The organism is Actinokineospora spheciospongiae, assembly GCF_003182415.1.
Classification (GTDB): Bacteria; Actinomycetota; Actinomycetes; order Mycobacteriales; family Pseudonocardiaceae; genus Actinokineospora; species Actinokineospora spheciospongiae.
In genome coordinates this window covers 75,750-94,046 of the sequence record NZ_QHCP01000013.1, presented here as the reverse complement: position 1 = coordinate 94,046, position 18,297 = coordinate 75,750, and the positions used below count along the sequence as shown (strand labels likewise).

Below are 18,297 nucleotides of genomic sequence, written 5' to 3'. Positions count from 1 at the left end.
GAGGCCCCGTTCCCGTACCGGAAGCACCCCTGTTCCCGTTCCGCCGCTGGAGATCCCGCATGGCGACCACTGTCGACGCACCGCCCACACCACCCCCTCCCGCCCCGCCCGTGAAGCAGGACCGGCGCGCGGGCACCGGCCGACTGGCCGCGCTGCTGGTCTCCCCCACCATGCTCGTGCTGGCACTGGTGGTGGCCTACCCGATCCTCGCGGCGTTCCGGCTGTCCTTCTACCGCGACAACGACGGCATCGACCCGGAGACGGGCCTGGTGCAGTCCGGCGAGACGTTCGTCGGACTGGACAACTTCACCGACATGTTCAGCGGGGACGCCGGTGAGCGCTTCCGCAACGCGCTGATGAACACCACCACGTTCACCGTCGTCGCGGTGTCCATCGAGGTCGTGCTCGGGGTGCTGATGGCGCTGGTGATGCACCGGGCGTTCAAGGGCCGGGCACTGGTGCGCGCGGCGATCCTGGTGCCGTGGGCGGTGCCCACGGCGATCGCCGGTCTGCTGTGGCGGTGGATCTTCCAGGCCGACGGCGTGGTGAACAAGGTCCTGGACCTGGACGAGCCGGTCCTGTGGACCACCGACGGCATCCAGGCCTGGTTCGCCGTCATCATCGCCGACACGTGGAAGACCGCGCCGTTCATCGGCCTGCTGGTCCTGGCGGGCCTGCAGGTCATCTCCAACGAGGTGTACGAGGCGGCCAAGCTGGACGGCGCGTCGCCGTGGAAGACCTTCTGGTCGATCACGCTGCCGCTGGTCAAGCCGACGCTGCTGGTGGCGGTGCTGTTCCGCATCCTCGACACGCTGCGCCTGTTCGACCTGCCGTTCACCCTGATCGGGCCGGGCAAGGACGCCACCGACACCATCACCGTGATCGCCTACGAGGAGGCGGTGAAGTTCGGCAAGTACGGCCCGGCGTCGGCGTACTCGATCTTCCTGTTCGCCTACGTCGCGGTCGTGGCGTTCGTGTTCGTCAAACTCCTCGGCGCCGACGTCCTCGGCACCCGCGACGGGAAGAAGGGCCGATGACCACCACCCTCGACGCACCCCCGCGGGCCGCCGCGGCCACGCTGGGCAAGGGCCGCCCCTGGTACTGGTGGGCGCCGTACGCGGGCATCGGCGCGATCGTGCTGTACTGCCTGTCGCCGTTCTACTGGATGCTGGTCTCCAGCCTGCGCCGCTCGAACGACATCTTCTCCGACGCCCCGGTGCCCAGCCCGTTCTCGGTGGAGAACTACAGCGCCGCGTTCTCGGAGGACAACGGCTTCCTGCGCGCGCTGCTCAACTCGTTCCTGGTCGCGGGCATCACCACGGTGCTGGTCCTGCTGATCGGCACGCTCACCGCGTACGCCCTGGCCCGGTTGGACTTCAGGTTCAAGAACCTGGTGCTGGGCATCGTCATGGTCACCTCGATGTTCCCGACGATCTCCCTGCTGGTGCCGCTGCTGGAGCTGTTCAGCTCGATCGGCTGGATCAACACCTACCAGGCGATGATCGTGCCGAGCATGAGCTTCGCCCTGCCGCTGGCGGTGTGGAACCTGACCGCGTTCTTCCGGCAGATGCCCACCGAGCTGGAGGAGGCTGCCCAGATCGACGGCTGCACCCCGGCGCAGGCCTTCCGGAAGGTCATCCTCCCGCTGGCCGCCCCCGGGGTGTTCACCACCGCGATCATCACCTTCATCGCGGCGTGGAACGAGTTCATCATCGCCCTGTCGGTGGTGAACGAGAAGAGCCTCAAGACGGCGCCGGTCATCAGCTCCCAGTTCACCGGCACCACCGACTTCGACGCCCCCTTCGGCACCCAGATGGCGGCGGGCGTGATCGTCACCATCCCGCTGGTGATCCTGGTGCTGCTCTTCCAGCGCCGGATCGTCGCCGGGCTGACCGCGGGCGGCGTCAAGTAGCCGACCGCGCATGCACACCGAGGCCGTTCCCGCCCCCGGGAACGGCCTCGTTGCTTTGTGAAACCGATCACGCACCCCCCGTGACGGGGGGCGTTTTTGTTGTGATCGACCAAGCAAGATCCACGCTGTTGCGCACGATGGTGTGGATTCACCCGAAAAACTGACACTTTGTTGCGGAGCGCCACTTTTCTCCCGAAAAAGGTCACGGTTGTGGACTTGATCCGCCAAAGGGATGACGGCCATCCTGGCGGTCCCGATCGGCCATTCGGCCCCGTCCGACCTTGGAGTCCCCCGTGCGTCCTCCCCGCCTGTTCGCTCTCTCCGCCGCTGTTGCAGGCACCGCCGCGCTGACCGCGCTGACCGCCCCGTTCGCGGCCGCCACCGGTGGTCCCACGGGTAGCGCCTTCGCCGTGTCCGTGCAGGCCAAGGCGCTCAACGCCGCCTCGGTGTCGGTCGGCCCGGCGCCGCTGGCCACCTACCCGGCCGGGGACGACAAGTCGGTCGTCAAGGTGGACCTGGCCAAGGCGGGCGTGGTGGCGAAGGTCGTCAACGCGTCCTCCGACCTCACCGGCTCGAAGCTGGTCAGCACCGCCAGCATCGCCGAGGTCGACGTGCTGGGCATCCTCAAGGCGAAGATCGTCGAGGCCACCTGCACCAGCGACGGCAAGACCGTCACCGGCAAGTCCACCCTGGCCGAGGTGACCCTGATGGGTCACAAGGTCGACGTCTCGGCGCGCGGCAAGGTCGACGTCGCGGGCCTGGCGACCGTCTCGGTGGACGAGCAGATCACCGGCGCCGACGGTTCGCTGACCGTCAACGCCCTGCACGTCAGCTTCGGCGGCCAGCTCAAGAACCTGGCGCAGGGCGACATCATCCTGTCGCAGGCCAAGTGCGGCAAGACCACGGGCGGCGGCGACGGCGGCCCGTCGACCACCGCCCCGAACGCGGGCGGCGGCGACAAGGACGTGGAGACGCCCTCCAACCCCACCTCCTCCCCCGTGGCCACCACCCCGGGCTCCGGCTCCGGTTCGGACTCGGGTTCGGGCTCCGGTGACAACGGCGGCGTGACCCCGGTCGCCAACGAGGACGACCTGGCCAACACCGGCGCCACCGGCATCCTCCCGCTGGCCATCGGCGGCGTCGCCCTCGTCGGCGGCGGCGCGGGCGCGTTCTGGTACGCCCGCCGCAAGCGCACCGCCTGAGCACGGCACTGACCGGAAGGGCCGTCCCCCGGCGGGGCGGCCCTTCCGCGCGTCCCGGGCTCGGCCGAGTGCCGCTGTTCGGCTGAGCGTGGCCCTCCCCGCAACCGGGTACCCCGGGCAGATGAAGCTCTACGCCGACGAACCGACCCGCCGCACCAGGCAGGCGGTCGGCGACCTGGTCGCCCTCCTCCTGGTCCTGCTCGCCACCTGGCTGGCCAAGGAGGTCCGCGAGCGCATCCTCGAACTCCGCGGCCCCGGCGACGGCCTCATCACCGCGGGCACCAACCTGCGCGACACCTTCGACCAGGCCGCCTCCCACGCCGACGACGTCCCCCTGGTCGGCGACGAACTGGCGGGCGCCCTCAAGACCGGCTCCGGCGCGGGCGACAAGCTCACCGCGGCGGGCCAGTGGCAGATCGAGGCGGTCCAGGACCTCGCCCTCTGGGTCACCGTCGCCCTCATCGCCGTCCCGATCGCCTTCCTCCTCATCGTCTGGTTCCCCCGCCGCCACCGCTACGTCCGCGAGGCCACCGCCGCCACCCGCCTGCGCGCCGCGGGCACCGAGGGCCACGACCTCCTCGCCCTGCGCGCCCTGGTCACCACCTCCCTCCCCCGCCTCGCCAAGACCAAGGGCATCGCCACCGGCTGGCGCACCGGCGACCCCGACGCCATCGACACCCTCGCCCGCCACGAACTCCGCAGGCTCGGCCTGGACCTCTAGACCCCGCCCCCGACGCCACCCCGGCCACCCGAGAACCGGCGGCCTGGCACCCACCGAAACCCGGATTCCAAACAGACACCCAGTTGCGCAACCCCTCGCAAGCCATTGCAGCCAAACGGACCTATACCCCGACATGCAGCCGTGGTTTGGTGCTCTGGCCTGCCCCGCCACGCGACGGCAGGCGTGCAAGGGCTTACGACAAGGAGGTCGTCATGGGTGGACGCAGGCGCAGCGGAGTGGCGCTCGGCCTCGCGGCACTGCTCGCACTCCCGGCAGCCCCCGGCCAGGCCCAGGCAACCCCCGCACCACCGGCACCCCGACGCCTCGCGGTCGGCGCCGTCACCGACATCGCCCCGGGCACCCGCCCGCAGGACCGCCACCTCGCGGGCGAAGCCCTCCGCGACGACCTCACCGGCGAGCGCTTCTACTTCGTCATGCCCGACCGCTTCGCCAACGGCGACCCGCGCAACGACCGCGGCGGCACAGCCGACCCCGACCGCCTCAGGACCGGCTTCGACCCCACCGACAAGGGCTTCTACCACGGCGGCGACCTCCCCGGTCTCCGGTCCAAACTGGACTACCTGGACGGCATGGGCACCACCGCCATCTGGATGACCCCGATGTTCGCCAACCAGTGGGTGCAGGGCAGCGGCGCCGACGTCTCGGCCGGGTACCACGGCTACTGGACCACCGACTTCACCCGCCTCGACCCGCACTTCGGGACCACGGCGGACATGCGGGCCCTGATCCGGGACGCGCACCGCAGGGGCATCAAGGTCTTCTTCGACATCGTCGCCAACCACACCGCCGACGTGATCGACTACGCCGAGGGCGAGCACGACTACATCGGCACCGGCGCGCAGCCCTACCTCGACGCCCGGGGCAACGTCGTCGACATCGGGGCCGCCGCGGGCAAGCCGGGCTTCCCCGCCCTGGACCCGGCGAAGTCCTTCCCGTACACCCCCGTCTTCCGCACCCCCGCCGACGCCACCAAGAAGGTCCCCGCCTGGCTCAACGACCCGGCGCTCTACCACAACCGCGGCGACTCGACCTACACCGGCGAGTCCACCGAGTACGGCGACTTCTCCGGCCTCGACGACCTGATGACCGAGAACCCGAGGGTCGTCGACGGCATGGAGCGGATCTTCACGAGCTGGATCGACACCCTCGGCATCGACGGCTACCGGGTGGACACCGTCAAGCACGTGAACATGGAGTTCTGGCAAGCGCTCGCCCCGCACGTCAAGGCGTACGCGAAGGCCAGGGGCAAGGAGGACTTCTTCGTCTTCGGCGAGGTCTACGACTCCGACGCGGCCAACACCTCCGCCTACACCACGACCGGCCGGATGCAGGCCACCCTGGACTTCCCGTTCCAGAGCGGCGCACTGGACTTCCTGTCCGGCAGGGGCTCCGCCCGCCTGGCCGAGGTGCTGACCGACGACGACCGCTACACCGACGCCGACTCCAACGCGTCCTCCCTGCCCACGTTCCTCGGCAACCACGACATGGGCCGGATGGCGTGGATGCTGCGCCAGCAGGGCGTGCCCGAAGACCAGCTCCTCAACCGGCTCAAGCTCGGCAACACCCTGATGTACCTGTGGCGCGGCAACCCGGTCGTCTACTACGGCGACGAGCAGGGCTTCGCGGGCGGTGGCGGCGACAAGCTGGCCCGGCAGGACATGTTCGCCAGCAAGACCCCCGAGTACGCCGGTGAGCGGTTCATCGGCAGCGACCGCACCGGCGCGGTGGACAACTTCAACACCGCCCACCCCCTCTACCGCCAGCTCGCCGACCTGGCGGAGTTCGTCGACCGCGATCGCGTCTGGGCGGACGGCAACCAGACCCTGCGCTTCAACCAGGGTGACGTGCTCGCGTTCAGCCGCACCACCCGCTGGGAGCAGCGCGAGCACCTGGTGGTGGCCAACGCGGGCGCGGCCCCGGCGACCGTGGACATCCCGGCCGCCGCCGCGAACCTGCGCTACCGCACCGAGTTCCCCGCCCAGGGCGCCGGTCCGACCAGCGGCGCCGACGGCAAGGTGCGGGTCACCGTCCCCGCCTTCTCCGTCGTCTCCCTGGTCGCCACCGACCGCGTCCGCGCCACGGCGGGCGACCCGACGCTGATCGCCCCGGCCGCGGGCACGGTCCTCGACACCCGCGTGGAGGTCAAGGCCGACGGTGTCGGCGCGGGCCAGGCCACCTTCGCCGCGAAGGTCGAGGGCAGCCGCGACTGGACCACCCTGGGCACCGACGACTCCGCGCCGCACCGCGTCTTCGCCGACCTGGGTTCGCTGCCCGGCGCGGGCGTGGGCAAGAAGGTCGAGCTGCGCGTGGTGACCAGGGGCTCGACCGGTCAGGTCGGTGCCGACGGCGCCACCATCACCCTCGCCGCCGCCCCGCCGGTCCAGCCGCCGGGCGCGGGTCAGAGCCCGGACTGGCTGGTGGTGCACTACGCCCGCGCCGACCACGCGGGGTGGGGCCTGCACGTCTGGGGCGACGTGGAGACCCCGACCGAGTGGTCCGCGCCGCTGCCGTTCGCGGGTGAGACCCCCTTCGGCCGGTTCGCCTGGGTGAAGCTCAAGCCGGGCGCCAAGTCCGTCGGCATGATCACGCACCGGGGTGACGAGAAGGACGGCGGGGACCGCGTGGTCGACCCGTCGGTCACCCCGCAGGTGTGGTTGGAGCAGGGCGCGGCGGAGGTGTTCCCCAGTGAGGTCGCGGCCACCGGACAGGCCGTCGTGCACGTGCAGCGAGCTTCGGGCGACTACGCGGGCCTCGCGGTGAGGGTCGCCGGGCAGCCCGATGTGCCGCTGTCCGGCCGCGACGACTTCGGCGCCGTCGCCACCGTGCCCACCACCGTGTCCCCACTCGACTTCACCATCGTCAACGGCGCGACCACCGTGGCCACCGGCAAGCTGACCGGCGCGCGGGCGTGGGTGAAGGAGACCACCACCTTCGCCAGTCGGGCGGCGGCGGAGAACCGCGCGGTCATCCACTACCACCGCCCCGACGGCAACTACGCCGACTGGGTCCTCTACCACTGGACCGGTTCCCTGGAACCGAGTCCGGGGTGGACGCGGTCGCGGCAGCCGGACGCCACCGACGGCTTCGGCGTGACCTGGTCCGTGCCGCTGGCACCGGGCGCGGGCGGGCTGGCCAACATCATCCACCGGGGCGACACCAAGGACCCCGGCGCCGACCAGTTCCTCGACGTGGCGGGCACCGGGTACGAGGTGTGGTTCGTCTCCGGCTCGGCGAAGGCGGACGGTTCCGCGTCCTTCGTCCTCCCGTCGTCGTCCGCCCCGGCCGCCGACGCCGACCTGGGCAAGGCCAAAGCGGTCTGGGTCGCCAAGGACCGGCTGGTGTGGGAGGTCCCCGCGGTCGCCGGTGACGGCTACCAGGTCCGCTACGACGCCGACGGCGGGATCGCCGTGGTCGACGGCCGGATCAGCGGCGGCAAGGTCCTGCGCCTGGACCCCGGCGGCGCCCTCGGCGGGGACCTCGCGGCGAAGTACCCGCACCTGGCGGGCAAGCCCACCTTCACCGTGCGGGCGGCCGACGCGGGCCGGGTCGACGAGGCGCTGCGCGCCCAGCAGGCCGCCGTGCACGTCGATTCCGGCGGCGCCTTGCGCCACGCCAACGGCACCCAGCTCGCGGGCGCCCTGGACGACCGCTACGCCGCCGAGGCCACCCGGTTCACCTACCGCCCCGTGTTCGACAGCGACCGGGTGACCGCCCGCCTGTGGGCGCCGACGGCGAAGTCCGTGCGGCTGCGCCTGTTCGACACCCGGGCGCCCGCGCCCGACGCCCGGCCCGCGCAGGTCGTGGACCTGCGCCGCGACGACCGCAGCGGCTCCTGGGCGGGCACGGGTGACTGGAAGAACCGGTACTACCAGTACGAGGTGACCGGCTGGTCGTCCACCGAGCGCAAGCTGCGCACGGTCGTGGTCACCGATCCCTACTCGGTGGCGCTGTCGGTGGGGTCCACGCACTCGCAGTTCGCCGACCTGCGCGAGCAGGCGGCCACCCCGGCGGGCTGGGACCGCCAGGTCGCCCACGGCCTCGACGGCGACCCGACCGAGCACGGCATCACCGAGCTGCACGTGCGCGACTTCTCCGCCATCGACACCTCCGTGCCCGCCGCCGAGCGCGGCACCTACAAGGCGTTCACCCACCGCGACTCCACCGGCATGAAGCACCTGCGGGCGCTGGCCGAGGCGGGCATGGACACCGTGCACCTGCTGCCCACCTTCGACATCGCCTCGATCCCCGAACGCCGCGCCGACCAGCGCCAACCCGCCTGCGACCTGCCCGCCGCCGCACCGGACTCGCAGGCCCAGCAGGAGTGCGTCGCGGCCACCGCCGCCACCGATGCCTTCAACTGGGGGTATGACCCGCTGCACTACGACGTGCCCGAGGGCTCGTACGCGGTGGACGCCGACCAGTCCGGCACGGCCCGCAACCGCGAGTACCGGGAGATGGTCAAGGCACTGCACGACAACGGCAACCGGGTCGTCCTCGACGTGGTCTACAACCACACCACCGCCGCCGGGGACGCGCCGAACTCGGTACTGGACAAGGTCGTCCCCGGCTACTACCAGCGCCTCGACGCCGATGGCGCGGTCGCGAACTCCACCTGCTGCGCCAACACCGCGCCGGAGAACGCGATGATGGGCAAACTGGTCGTCGACTCCGTCGTGCACTGGGCTCGGGCGTACAAGGTGGACGGTTTCCGGTTCGACCTCATGGGCCACCACCCGAAGGCCAACATCCTCGCCGTCCGCGCCGCGCTGGACGCGCTGACGGTGGCGGAGGACGGCGTCGACGGGACCAAGGTCCGCCTCTACGGCGAGGGCTGGGACTTCGGCGAGGTCGCGGGCGGCGCGCGGTTCGAGCAGGCCACCCAGGCCAACATGCGCGGCACGGGCGTCGGCACCTTCTCCGACCGCTCCCGCGACGCGCTGCGCGGCGGCGGCCCGTTCGACGAGGACCCGCGCGTGCAGGGCCTGGCCTCGGGGCTGGCGGGCGCCTACAACGGCGTCGGCGGCTCCCCGGAGGCCCGGCTGGCCAACTACACCGACCTGGTGAAGCTGGGCATGGCGGGCAACCTGGCCGACTACGGCTTCGTCGGCTCAGCGGGCCCCACCACCGGCAAGGACGTCTCCTACAACGGCTCCCCCGCCGGCTACACCGGCACCCCGGCCGAGCAGATCGCCTACGCCGACGCGCACGACAACGAGACGCTGTTCGACGCCCTCACGCTCAAGCTGCCCACCGGCACCCCCATGGCCGACCGGGTGCGGATGCAGAACATCGCGCACGCGCCGGTCCTGCTCGGCCAGGGCCAGCCGTTCATGCTGGCGGGCACGGAGTTCCTGCGCTCGAAGTCCCTCGACCGCAACAGCTACGACTCCGGCGACTGGTTCAACCCGTACGACCCCTCGCTGCGCGACAACGGCTTCGCCCGCGGCCTGCCGCCGAAGCCGGACAACGAGGCCAAGTACTCCTTCATGGCCCCGGCGCTGGGCGACCCGGCGCTCAAGCCGACCACCCCGGACATGCGCCGCGCGGTCGACAACACGCTGGAACTGCTGCGCATCCGCAAGTCCTCCCCACTGTTCACCTTGAACGACGCGGCGCTGGTACAGACCAAGCTGTCCTTCCCCGCCGCCGAGCAGGGCATGGTGGTGGCGTATCTGGACGACACGGCGGGCACCGACGTCGACCCGGCGCGCCACGGCCTGCTGGTGGTGGTCAACCCGTTCCCGACCGCCAAGACCGTCACCACCCCCGCGTCCGGCTGGTCAGCGCACCCGCTGAGCACGGACGCGGGGGCGACCGCGCTCACCGCGACGACGGCCACCGTCCCCGCCCGATCCGTGGTCGTCCTCACGCGCTGAATCCTGGTCGGGCGGGGTGTGCGCGGGTGTGGCACCTTCATCCCGCACACCCCGCCTGACCTGCGCGAAGGGTGTCCGGAATGAGCGAAACCGCTGAGTTCGCACTGCCCGAGGGGGTGGACACCCCTGGGCCCGGACCGGTCACCCACGGCACCCTGGGCACCTGGCTGCTCAAGCACCGCGTGCAGCGGCCCGGCCGCGCCTCCGACGAGGGGCACGGCGACCAGCAGGCCTGGTGGAAGGTCATGTGCCTGACCGGGGTCGACTACTTCTCCACCCTGTCCTGCCTCCCGGCGATCGCGGCCCTGGCCGCGGGCGCGCTGTCCCCGCTGGCGACGCTGCTGATCGTGGTGCTGACCCTGTTCGGGATGCTGCCGATGTACCGCAGGGTCGCCGAGGAGTCCCCGCACGGCCGTGGTGGTCGCCGGGGTCGTCACCCTGCTCGGCACACCCGGGGTGCTGTCGGCGTGGTGGGGCGCGGTGACCTCGGGGCCGGGCGTCGTCGGCCCGGCCGTGCCTGCGTTCCCGCTGCTGGTGCTGGGGCTGTCCGGGTTCGAGACCGGGGTGAGCATGATGCCGCTGGTGGCGGCGGGGACCGAGGCGGAGAAGGTCCGCAACACCCGCAGGCTGCTGACCACCGCCGCCGCGATCATGTCGGTGTACCTGCCGGCCACCAGCTTCATCACCACCGTGCTGATCCCGGCGGCGCAGTTCCAGCCGGGCGGCGAGGCGAACGGGCGCGCGCTGGCCCACCTCGCCCACCAGGAGCTGGGGTCGCTGTTCGGCACGGTCCACGACATCAGCAGCGTGCTCATCCTGTGGTTCGCGGGCGCCTCGGCGATGGCCGGTCTGATCAACATCGTGCCGCGCCACCTGCCCGGCTACGGCATGGTTCGACGAGGCCGCCCGCCGCTTCGTCACCGAATCCCTGGCCTTCGACGGCGCCCTCAACATCATCGCTAACCGCCGCCAGGTCGGGGACGAGGCGGAGTACGACGAGAAGGAGACCGCCCAGCGGGCGATGAACCCGGTCCCCGGCCGCGCCGACGTCCTGTTCCTGGAGATCGACGTCGACGACCTCTCGGACTTCAGCGAGGCCCTGGAGGTCCGCGGCGTCGAGCTGGGCGGGCACCGCGTCCTGCGCGCCTCCAGCCCCGCCGCCCCCAACGCCATCGCCGCGATCCTGCCGGCCCTGCGCGACGCCACCGGGGTCCGCCCGCACTGCTACTTCGAGTGGTCCGAGGGCAACCCCCTGGGCCACCTCTTCCGCCACCTCATCCTCGGCCGCGGCGACACCGCCCCCGTCGTCCGGGAGATCATCCGCTCGGTTGAGGAGGACCCCGCCCGCCGCCCCGGCATCCACGTGGGCGGCTGACCTGCGGTTTGCGTGATCTCGCGGCGTACCGGGTACCTTCGGGCGAGCCGAGAAGAGGAGCTGCCGGGTGAGCGCTGACACGTCCTTGACCATCGAGCACCACCGCACGCCCCAGGGGCACCACCTGACCCTCGCTGGTGATCTCGACTACACCAACGCGGTCGACCTGGAGACCGCGCTCACCGACCTCCCGCTGGGCGAGGGGGACGTCCTCACCCTGGACCTCGGCGAGCTGGGCTTCTGCGACTCCACGGGCCTGTCCACCCTGATCACCGCCCAGCGCCTGCTGGCCCAGGTGGGCGGGCGGGTGTCGGTCACCGCCATCGACCGCAACCTCGCCCGGGTCATGTCCATCACCGGCATCGCCCACCTCTTCGACGCGGCAGCGGACACCCCCACGGCCTCCGGCGCCAAGGAGGCCTGACCCGTCCTGCGTCCGGGGCGCGGGTTCCCGGACCGGGTCGTGCCGTCGAGGCCGGTGCGCCGTCAGGGCTGCGGGTCGTAGGTGGTCCCGCCGTACCAGGCGAGTGCGGCGCGCAGGTCGGCGACGTCGCGGGACCGCCGACCCGGACCCACGCCGTGCCCGACCGGGGCCAGCCGCATCCCCGAGCCGACCGAGCCCAACCCCGCCACCCCGTCCCGGGGCCACACCGCCAGCCAGGGCCGCCCGGCGACCCCGCTGACGACCCGCACCTTCGCGATCTGCTGCCAGTCGACCCGGATGCGCCGCCCCGGCCGCAGCACCACGATCCCCTGCCCCGACACCTCGACCACGGACTTCGGCCGCAGCGCCGTCCACAGCGCGCCCACCGCCAGCAGCCCCAGCCCGGCGGCGAACAGGAACAGCAGCGTCGCCTGCTCCACGTCGTGCCGCTGCGCCCCGGACCACCCGAGGAAGAACAGCGACGCCAGCCCGGTCCCCATGCTGTGGACCAGCGGCCGCAGCCGCCCGCTCTCGAACACCATCCGGGCGGGCGGCCCAGCGGCATCCGAGCGGTACGGTGCGGGCGCCTCGGCCCCACCGCCCCACGCGGCCACCTCACCACCCCGGCCGAAGCCGCTCGGCACGACCTCCCGAGCCCCCGACCCCGGGGTCGCGGGCCCGCCCACCTCGGCACCCCGAGCCGCACCCGGCCACGACCCGGGCTCAGCCGCCAACGGCCGCGACCCCGCGGGCAGCGACCCCGAGTCCTCCGGACGCGCCCCCAGCGCCGCGGGCCACGACCCGACATCCCCACCGCCCGACCCCGAATCCCCGGACGCCCGCACCTCGGCGGACCCGGCCCGGAAGTCCTGCGGCCCTGCCCCGGCGGCCGCCCGGTGTCCATCCCCGACGGCGGACCCAGGTCGGGAATCCCTCAGCCCCGCCTCAGCGGCCGCCCGGTGTTCATCCCCGGCGGCGAACCCGGGCCGGGAATTCGGCCCCGCCTCAGCGGCCGCTCGATGTCCATCCCGGTCGGCGGACCCGGGTCGGGAATCCCTCAGCCCCGCCTCGGCAGCCGCTCGGTGTTGATCCCGGTCGGCGGTCCCGGCGGTGTTCGCGGGCTGTGCGGGGATCACCCGCTCCGTGGGCGAATCCTCGGCGATCGCCGCCCCCGCACCGGGTGCACCCCGGTCAGCCCCGCGCGTCATCCCCCGCGCGTCCGAGTCACGGGCATCCCGCCCGGCCGTCCCCGCATCGCCCGTGGAGTCGGGCGATTCCGCCCGCCGCGCCACAAGCCCCTGCGCGGCAACGGGTTCAACCCGCTCGGTGCGGCTCTCCTCCGCCAGCGGAGCAACCTCATCCGGCGCCGGACGACCCTCACCCCGCCCCGTGGGCCGACCCACCGACGCGGCCTCGGTCGACCCGCCGGGGCGGAACCCGGGAGCCACGTCACTGCCCGCCGCCCCCGGGCCGGGGTCGGCCAGACCGCCCGACCGGAACGCCCCGCCTGCGGGCGTCCCGGGACCGACAACCGGAAAACCCGGCGCCGGAAAACCCTGGGCCGGGAAGCCGTCGGACGGTGTTCCCGCGCCGAACCCGGCGCCCGGTCGGGCCGGTTCGGGCGATGCGCCGACCGAGGTGGCCGCGTTGCCCGTCGGTGGTTCCACCGTGGCCGCCGGGCCGACCGGTGCCGCCCCGGTGTAGGCCCGCGTGCCCGGTCGGGGCACCGGTGCCAGCATCCGGGTCCGGTGCTCCTCCACCAGGTCGCGCACCGCGGGCGGCAGCCACTCCGCGTGCTCAGGGTGGCCGATCTCCGCCAGCAGGTCCCCCGGGGTCGGCCGCGCCTCCGGCCGGGGGTCAAGGCACCGCGACGCGATCCCGCGCAGCCGGGCGGGCACCCCGTCGAGGTCCGGTTGCCCGTGCACGATCTTGTACAGGGTCGTCGCCAGGCCGAAGTCGCCGAACGGCCCCCGGCCCGCGGCGGCGTGGACCAGGACCGACCCGAGGGCGAACACGTCGCTGGCCGGGCCGACCTCGCCCGCCTCGATCTGCTCCGGGGACAGGAACCCCGGGGTGCCCACCACGATGCCGGTGCCGGTCACCCCGGAGGCGGCGTGCACCGCCTTGGCGATGCCGAAGTCGATCACCCGGGGGCCGTCGGCGGCGAGGAGCACGTTGGACGGTTTCAGGTCGCGGTGCAGCAGGCCCGCGGCGTGGATCGCGGCCAGCGCCTCGGCCAGGCCCGCGGTCAGCCGGAGCAGGGCCGGTTCGGGCAGCGGCCCGTGCCGCTCCACCGCCTCGGCGAGGGTCGGGCCGGGGACGTACTCGGTGGCCAGCCACGGCTGCTCGGCGGCCGGGTCGGCGTCGACCACGGCGGCGGTCCAGAAGCCGCCGACCGCGCGGGCGCTGTCGATCTCCTGGCGGAAGCGGTCGCGGAACTCACGATCGCGGGCGAGTTCGGCGCGGACGACCTTGAGGGCGACGCTGCGGCCGCCGGGGGACAGGCCCAGGTAGACCGTGCCCATCGCCCCCTGGCCCAGCCTGGCGCGGATGGCGTAGTTGCCGATCCGCTGCGGATCTTCGACCTCAACCCGGCGCACGCGTGTCCCCTCACCCCGACTGGTCCGCAGGCTACCCATTTGTCCCGCCACCCGGGCAGGCCACCACCCCGGGAAATGGGGATGAAGACGGCAAAAGCGCCAGGATAACAGTGGGTGATCGCTCCACCTACTGGACACACCAGGTGAGCCTTACCTAAATTCAACCGGTGCGGGGTCCGCCGCCCAGCGGACCGAGGACCCACCAGGACGGGACCGGCGATGGAGTACGTGTTCAGCAGCGCGCTGATCGGCCTGCGCGAGGGGCTGGAAGCGGCGCTCGTGGTCAGCATCCTGGTCGCCTACCTGGTCAAGACCGAGCGGCGGTCCGCGCTGCGCTGGGTGTGGGCGGGTGTGGTGACCGCGGTCGCGCTGTCGGTGGCCTTCGGGGCCGTCGTGTCCTACACCAGCTCGACGATGTCCTTCGAGCAGCAGGAGCTGTTCGGCGGGACGATGTCGCTGGTCGCGGTGGCGTTCGTGACCGGGATGGTCTTCTGGATGCGCAGCACCGCCCGGCGGATCTCCGGTGAGCTGCGCGGCAGGCTCGACCGGGCCGCGCGGGTCGGGCCGGTGGCGATCGCGCTGGTGGCGTTCCTGTCGGTGGGGCGCGAGGGGCTGGAGACGGCCGTGTTCTTCTACGCCGCCACCGACTCGGCGGGCGAGAACTCCGGGCCGCTGGTCGGGTTCCTGGTCGGGCTGGTGGTGGCGGTCGCGCTCGGCTGGGCGATCTACCTCGGTGCGCTCAGGGTCAACCTGACCAGGTTCTTCACCGTCACCGGGGTGCTGCTGGTGTTCGTCGCGGCGGGCGTGCTCGGCTACGGCCTGCACGACCTGCAGGAGGCCGCGTTCCTGCCGGGGTTGGACACCTTGGCGTTCGACCTGTCCGGCCCGGTGCCCGAGGACTCCTGGTACGGCGCCCTGCTCAAGGGCGTCTTCAACTACTCCGCCCGCACCACCGTGCTCCAGGCAGTCGCCTGGGTCGCCTACGTCGCCACCACCCTGACCCTGTTCCTCCGGCCCGCGAAGAAGCAGGCCCAGCCCCCCGTTCCCCAAGGAGCACAGCCGTGAGCCGTCCCACCCTCAGCGCCGCACTCGCGGCGGCCGCCGCCTTCTCGCTGACCGCCTGCGGCGGCGGGAACGCGGGCACCGACCCCGCCGCGGGCGGGCCGATCGCGGTGGAGGCGAAGGACGACTCCTGCGGTGTGGCCCGGTCGGAGGCCGCGGCGGGTCAGATCACCTTCGAGGTCAGCAACAAGGGCAGCCGGGTCACCGAGTTCTACCTCTACGCCGAGGGCGACCGGATCATGGGCGAGGTGGAGAACATCGCCCCCGGCCTGACCCGGCGGCTGATCGTCGAGGTGGCCGACGGCGGCAAGTACCAGACCTCGTGCCGCCCGGGGATGACCGGCGACGGCATCCGCGCCGACTTCACCGTCACCGGCGGCGCGACCCGCCAGGTCGACACCGACGCCCGACTGGCCGAGGCCACCGAGGGCTACCAGACCTACGTGGCCAACCAGGCCGACGCGTTCGACGCCAAGACCAAGGAGTTCGTGGCCGCGGTCAAGGCGGGTCGGGTCGACGAGGCGAAGGCGCTGTACCCGGTCGCGCGCACCTACTGGGAGCGCATCGAGCCGGTGGCGGAGAGCTTCGGCGACCTCGACCCGCGCACCGACGCCCGCGAGGCCGACCTGGAGCCCGGCCAGGAGTGGACCGGCTGGCACCGGTTGGAGAAGGAGCTGTGGGTCACCGGCCTCAGCGCCGACGCCCCGGCCGTGGCCGACACCCTGGCCACCGACGTCGCCGAGATCGTGACCAGGTCCAAGGCGGTGGAGCTGACCCCGCTGGACCTGGCCAACGGCGCCAAGGGCCTGCTCGACGAGGTGGCCACCGGCAAGATCACCGGCGAGGAGGACATCTTCTCGCACACCGACCTGTGGGACTTCCAGGCCAACGTCGAGGGCTCGCAGGCCGCGATCGCCGCCCTGCGCCCGGTCGTCGTCGAGCGCGACCCGGCGCTGGTGGAGACGCTGGAGGAGCGGTTCGCCGCCGTGACCGACCTGCTGGCCGCGCAGCGCCAGGGCGACGGCTTCAAGCTCTACACCGACCTGTCCCCCGAGCAGGTCAAGGCCTTCGCCACCGCGGTCGACGCGCTCAGCGAGCCGATCAGCAAGGTGGCCGAGGTGGTGGCGCAGAAATGACCGGCCCGGGGGAAAGCGGTGCGGCGGTGAACGGCACCGGAGCGGACAAGCAGGCGGGGGTGTCCCGGCGGCGGCTGTTCGGCCTCACCGGGGCGGGGGTCGCGGTCGCCGGGCTCGGCGCGGCGGCCGGGGCGCTGGCGACCGGCGCGGCGCGGGTGCGCCCGACCGCGGCCGACCCCGCCGCCCCGGTGCCCTTCCGCGGCGAGCACCAGGCGGGCATCGTGACGCCCGCGCAGGACCGCACGCACTTCGTCGCGTTCGACGTGACCACCCGCGACCGCGCCGAGCTGCGCGACCTGCTGCGCGAGTGGACCGCTGCGGCCGAGCGGATGACCAGGGGCGAGGAGGCCGAGCCGGACGGCGCGATCGGCGGCGGCGCCGCGGCCCCGCCCGCCGACACCGGGGAGGCGCTGGGCCTGCCCGCCTCGGCGCTGACGCTGACCATCGGCTTCGGCCCGTCGCTGTTCGACGACCGGTTCGGCCTGGCCGGGCAGCGCCCGCCCGCGCTGATCGACCTGCCGCGCTTCCCGAAGGACAACCTGGACCCGAACCGCACCGGCGGCGACCTCTGCGTGCAGGCGTGCGCGAACGACCCGCAGGTGGCGGTGCACGCGATCCGCAACCTGGCCAGGGTCGGGTTCGGCCGGGTGGCGGTGCGCTGGTCGCAACTGGGCTTCGGCCGCACGTCGTCGACCTCGACCGCGCAGGCCACCCCGCGCAACCTGTTCGGCTTCAAGGACGGCACCAACAACCTCAAGGCCGAGGACCCGGCCGGGCTCGCCGAGCACGTGTGGGTGGCCGAGTCCGACGGCCCGCCGTGGATGGTCGGCGGCAGCTACCTGGTGGCCCGCCGAATCCGGATGCGCGTGGAGACCTGGGACCGCGCCCCGCTCGCCGAGCAGGAGGCCATCGTAGGCCGCCGCAAGGGCAGCGGTGCCCCGCTGGGGCAGCAGGACGAGTTCGACCCGGTCGACCCGCACGTGCGCGGCGCGGGTGGGGTGCCGGTGATCGCCGAGGACGCCCACGTGCGGCTGGCGTCGGCGGAAGCCCTGGAGGGGGCCAGAATCCTGCGCCGCGGCTACAACTTCGCCGACGGCAGCGACGGCCTGGGCCACCTGGACGCGGGGCTGTTCTTCCTCTGCTTCAACCGGGACACCCGCACCCGGTTCGTGCCCATGCAGCGGGCGCTGTCGTCGAAGGACCCGATGATGGAGTACCTGGAGCACAACGGTTCCGGGCACTTCGCCGTGCCCCCGGGGGTCAGGGACGGGCAGTACTGGGGTCAGGGCCTGTTCGGCTGAACGGGGAGACGTCGAGGTTGTCGGCGAGGTCGAGGACCGACGGGAACACCACCTCGGCCCCGGCGTCGCGCAGCTCGGCCTCGCCGAAGCCGCCGGTGAGCAGGCCGACCGTGCCCAGGCCCAGCTTGCGGGCGGCGTGGAAGTCCCACACCGAGTCGCCCAGGGCGACCGCGTCGGTGGCCCCGACCTTGTCCAGGGCGACCTGCATGAGGTCCGGGGCGGGCTTGGTGTCCTCGACGTCCTCGGACGTGGTGTAGGGGAGGTCGCGGGCGTCGAGCAGGTCGCGGAAGACATCCACGTGCTTGGGCTTGCCCGAGGTGGCGAGCACGACCTGGAACCCGCGCTCGCGCAGCCCGCCCAGCAGCCGGTCCACACCCTCGAACGGGCGCACCTCGTCGATCAGGGCGTCGAACTCCCCGACCCAGGCCTCGCGCACCTCGTCGCCGAAGGCGCGCTCGAAGTCCTCACCCGCCACCGCGGGCACCAGGCGGTCGCCGCCCATCCCGATGTGCCGGTGCAACTGCCACACCGGCAGGGTCCGGCCGACACCGCGGAAGGCGCGGTACCAGGCCACGGCGTGCTGGTAGTTGGTGTCGACCAGCGTCCCGTCGACGTCGAGGACGGCGGTGGGGCGTTCGGGGGTGTCGGGCATGGCCGGTGGGTGCCC

General features: G+C 72.8%; 11 protein-coding genes and 1 pseudogene. 10 read left to right on the top strand and 2 right to left on the bottom strand.

Annotated elements, in window-relative coordinates; translation table 11 throughout:
* Window positions 1–59 precede the first annotated feature (59 nt).
* The 7 genes and pseudogenes from DFQ13_RS27635 (at window position 60) to DFQ13_RS27605 (ending at window position 11,531) form a co-directional block, all read left to right on the top strand.
* Window positions 60–1,037, top strand: coding sequence for a carbohydrate ABC transporter permease (locus DFQ13_RS27635; protein ID WP_110081897.1), 978 nt, complete (start codon window positions 60–62; stop codon window positions 1,035–1,037).
* On the top strand, window positions 1,034–1,912 hold the full coding sequence (locus DFQ13_RS27630; protein ID WP_084176394.1) for a carbohydrate ABC transporter permease: 879 nt from the start codon (window positions 1,034–1,036) through the stop codon (window positions 1,910–1,912). The genes DFQ13_RS27635 and DFQ13_RS27630 overlap by 4 nt, the downstream gene beginning before the upstream one ends.
* A 293-nt stretch (window positions 1,913–2,205) precedes the next feature.
* Complete coding sequence (locus tag DFQ13_RS27625; RefSeq protein WP_110081896.1) at window positions 2,206–3,114, top strand: choice-of-anchor P family protein; 909 nt, start codon at window positions 2,206–2,208, stop codon at window positions 3,112–3,114.
* Window positions 3,115–3,235: 121 nt separating this feature from the next.
* Window positions 3,236–3,835 (top strand): hypothetical protein, encoded by a 600-nt coding sequence (locus DFQ13_RS27620; protein ID WP_110081895.1) that lies wholly within the window; start codon window positions 3,236–3,238, stop codon window positions 3,833–3,835.
* 212 nt (window positions 3,836–4,047) lie between these two features.
* The gene (gene pulA / locus DFQ13_RS27615) at window positions 4,048–9,732 is read left to right on the top strand and encodes a pullulanase-type alpha-1,6-glucosidase (RefSeq protein WP_110081894.1); all 5,685 of its coding nucleotides are present in this window, start codon (window positions 4,048–4,050) and stop codon (window positions 9,730–9,732) included.
* Between the two features lie 414 nt (window positions 9,733–10,146).
* Window positions 10,147–11,107, top strand: a pseudogene (locus DFQ13_RS35820) (amino acid transporter); the annotation flags it as partial.
* A 67-nt stretch (window positions 11,108–11,174) separates the two neighbouring features.
* A complete protein-coding gene (locus DFQ13_RS27605) occupies window positions 11,175–11,531 on the top strand; it encodes an STAS domain-containing protein (protein WP_110081893.1) in 357 nt (118 codons plus the stop codon).
* A gap of 62 nt (window positions 11,532–11,593) precedes the next feature.
* On the opposite strand, the gene DFQ13_RS34560 is transcribed toward DFQ13_RS27605, so the two are convergent.
* A complete protein-coding gene (locus tag DFQ13_RS34560) occupies window positions 11,594–14,131 on the bottom strand; it encodes a serine/threonine-protein kinase (RefSeq protein ID WP_233438599.1) in 2,538 nt (845 codons plus the stop codon).
* Between the two features lie 219 nt (window positions 14,132–14,350).
* Between DFQ13_RS34560 and efeU the strand changes: the two genes are divergently transcribed.
* Genes efeU through efeB form a run of 3 tightly spaced genes read left to right on the top strand, consistent with a single transcriptional unit; the run spans window position 14,351 to window position 17,630 of the window.
* Window positions 14,351–15,196 (top strand): iron uptake transporter permease EfeU, encoded by an 846-nt coding sequence (gene efeU / locus DFQ13_RS27595; protein WP_110081891.1) that lies wholly within the window; start codon window positions 14,351–14,353, stop codon window positions 15,194–15,196.
* Window positions 15,193–16,329, top strand: coding sequence for an iron uptake system protein EfeO (gene efeO / locus DFQ13_RS27590; RefSeq protein ID WP_110081890.1), 1,137 nt, complete (start codon window positions 15,193–15,195; stop codon window positions 16,327–16,329). The genes efeU and efeO overlap by 4 nt, the downstream gene beginning before the upstream one ends.
* Complete coding sequence (gene efeB, locus DFQ13_RS27585) at window positions 16,326–17,630, top strand: iron uptake transporter deferrochelatase/peroxidase subunit (protein ID WP_110081889.1); 1,305 nt, start codon at window positions 16,326–16,328, stop codon at window positions 17,628–17,630. Before efeO ends, efeB begins: the two co-directional genes overlap by 4 nt.
* On the opposite strand, the gene DFQ13_RS27580 is transcribed toward efeB, so the two are convergent.
* The gene (locus tag DFQ13_RS27580; protein WP_110081888.1) at window positions 17,590–18,282 is read right to left on the bottom strand and encodes an HAD family hydrolase; all 693 of its coding nucleotides are present in this window, start codon (window positions 18,280–18,282) and stop codon (window positions 17,590–17,592) included. The genes efeB and DFQ13_RS27580 overlap by 41 nt on opposite strands.
* Window positions 18,283–18,297: the final 15 nt, after the last annotated feature.

Bases quoted from the DNA above. Each gene is read 5' to 3' on its own strand.
- DFQ13_RS27635 (WP_110081897.1), top strand. From the start codon at position 60: ATGGCGACCACTGTCGACGCACCGCCCACACCACCCCCTCCCGCCCCG.
- DFQ13_RS27630 (WP_084176394.1), top strand. From the start codon at position 1,034: ATGACCACCACCCTCGACGCACCCCCGCGGGCCGCCGCGGCCACGCTG.
- DFQ13_RS27620 (WP_110081895.1), top strand. From the start codon at position 3,236: ATGAAGCTCTACGCCGACGAACCGACCCGCCGCACCAGGCAGGCGGTC.
- pulA (WP_110081894.1), top strand. From the start codon at position 4,048: ATGGGTGGACGCAGGCGCAGCGGAGTGGCGCTCGGCCTCGCGGCACTG.
- efeU (WP_110081891.1), top strand. From the start codon at position 14,351: ATGGAGTACGTGTTCAGCAGCGCGCTGATCGGCCTGCGCGAGGGGCTG.
- efeB (WP_110081889.1), top strand. From the start codon at position 16,326: ATGACCGGCCCGGGGGAAAGCGGTGCGGCGGTGAACGGCACCGGAGCG.
- DFQ13_RS27580 (WP_110081888.1), bottom strand. From the start codon at position 18,282: ATGCCCGACACCCCCGAACGCCCCACCGCCGTCCTCGACGTCGACGGG.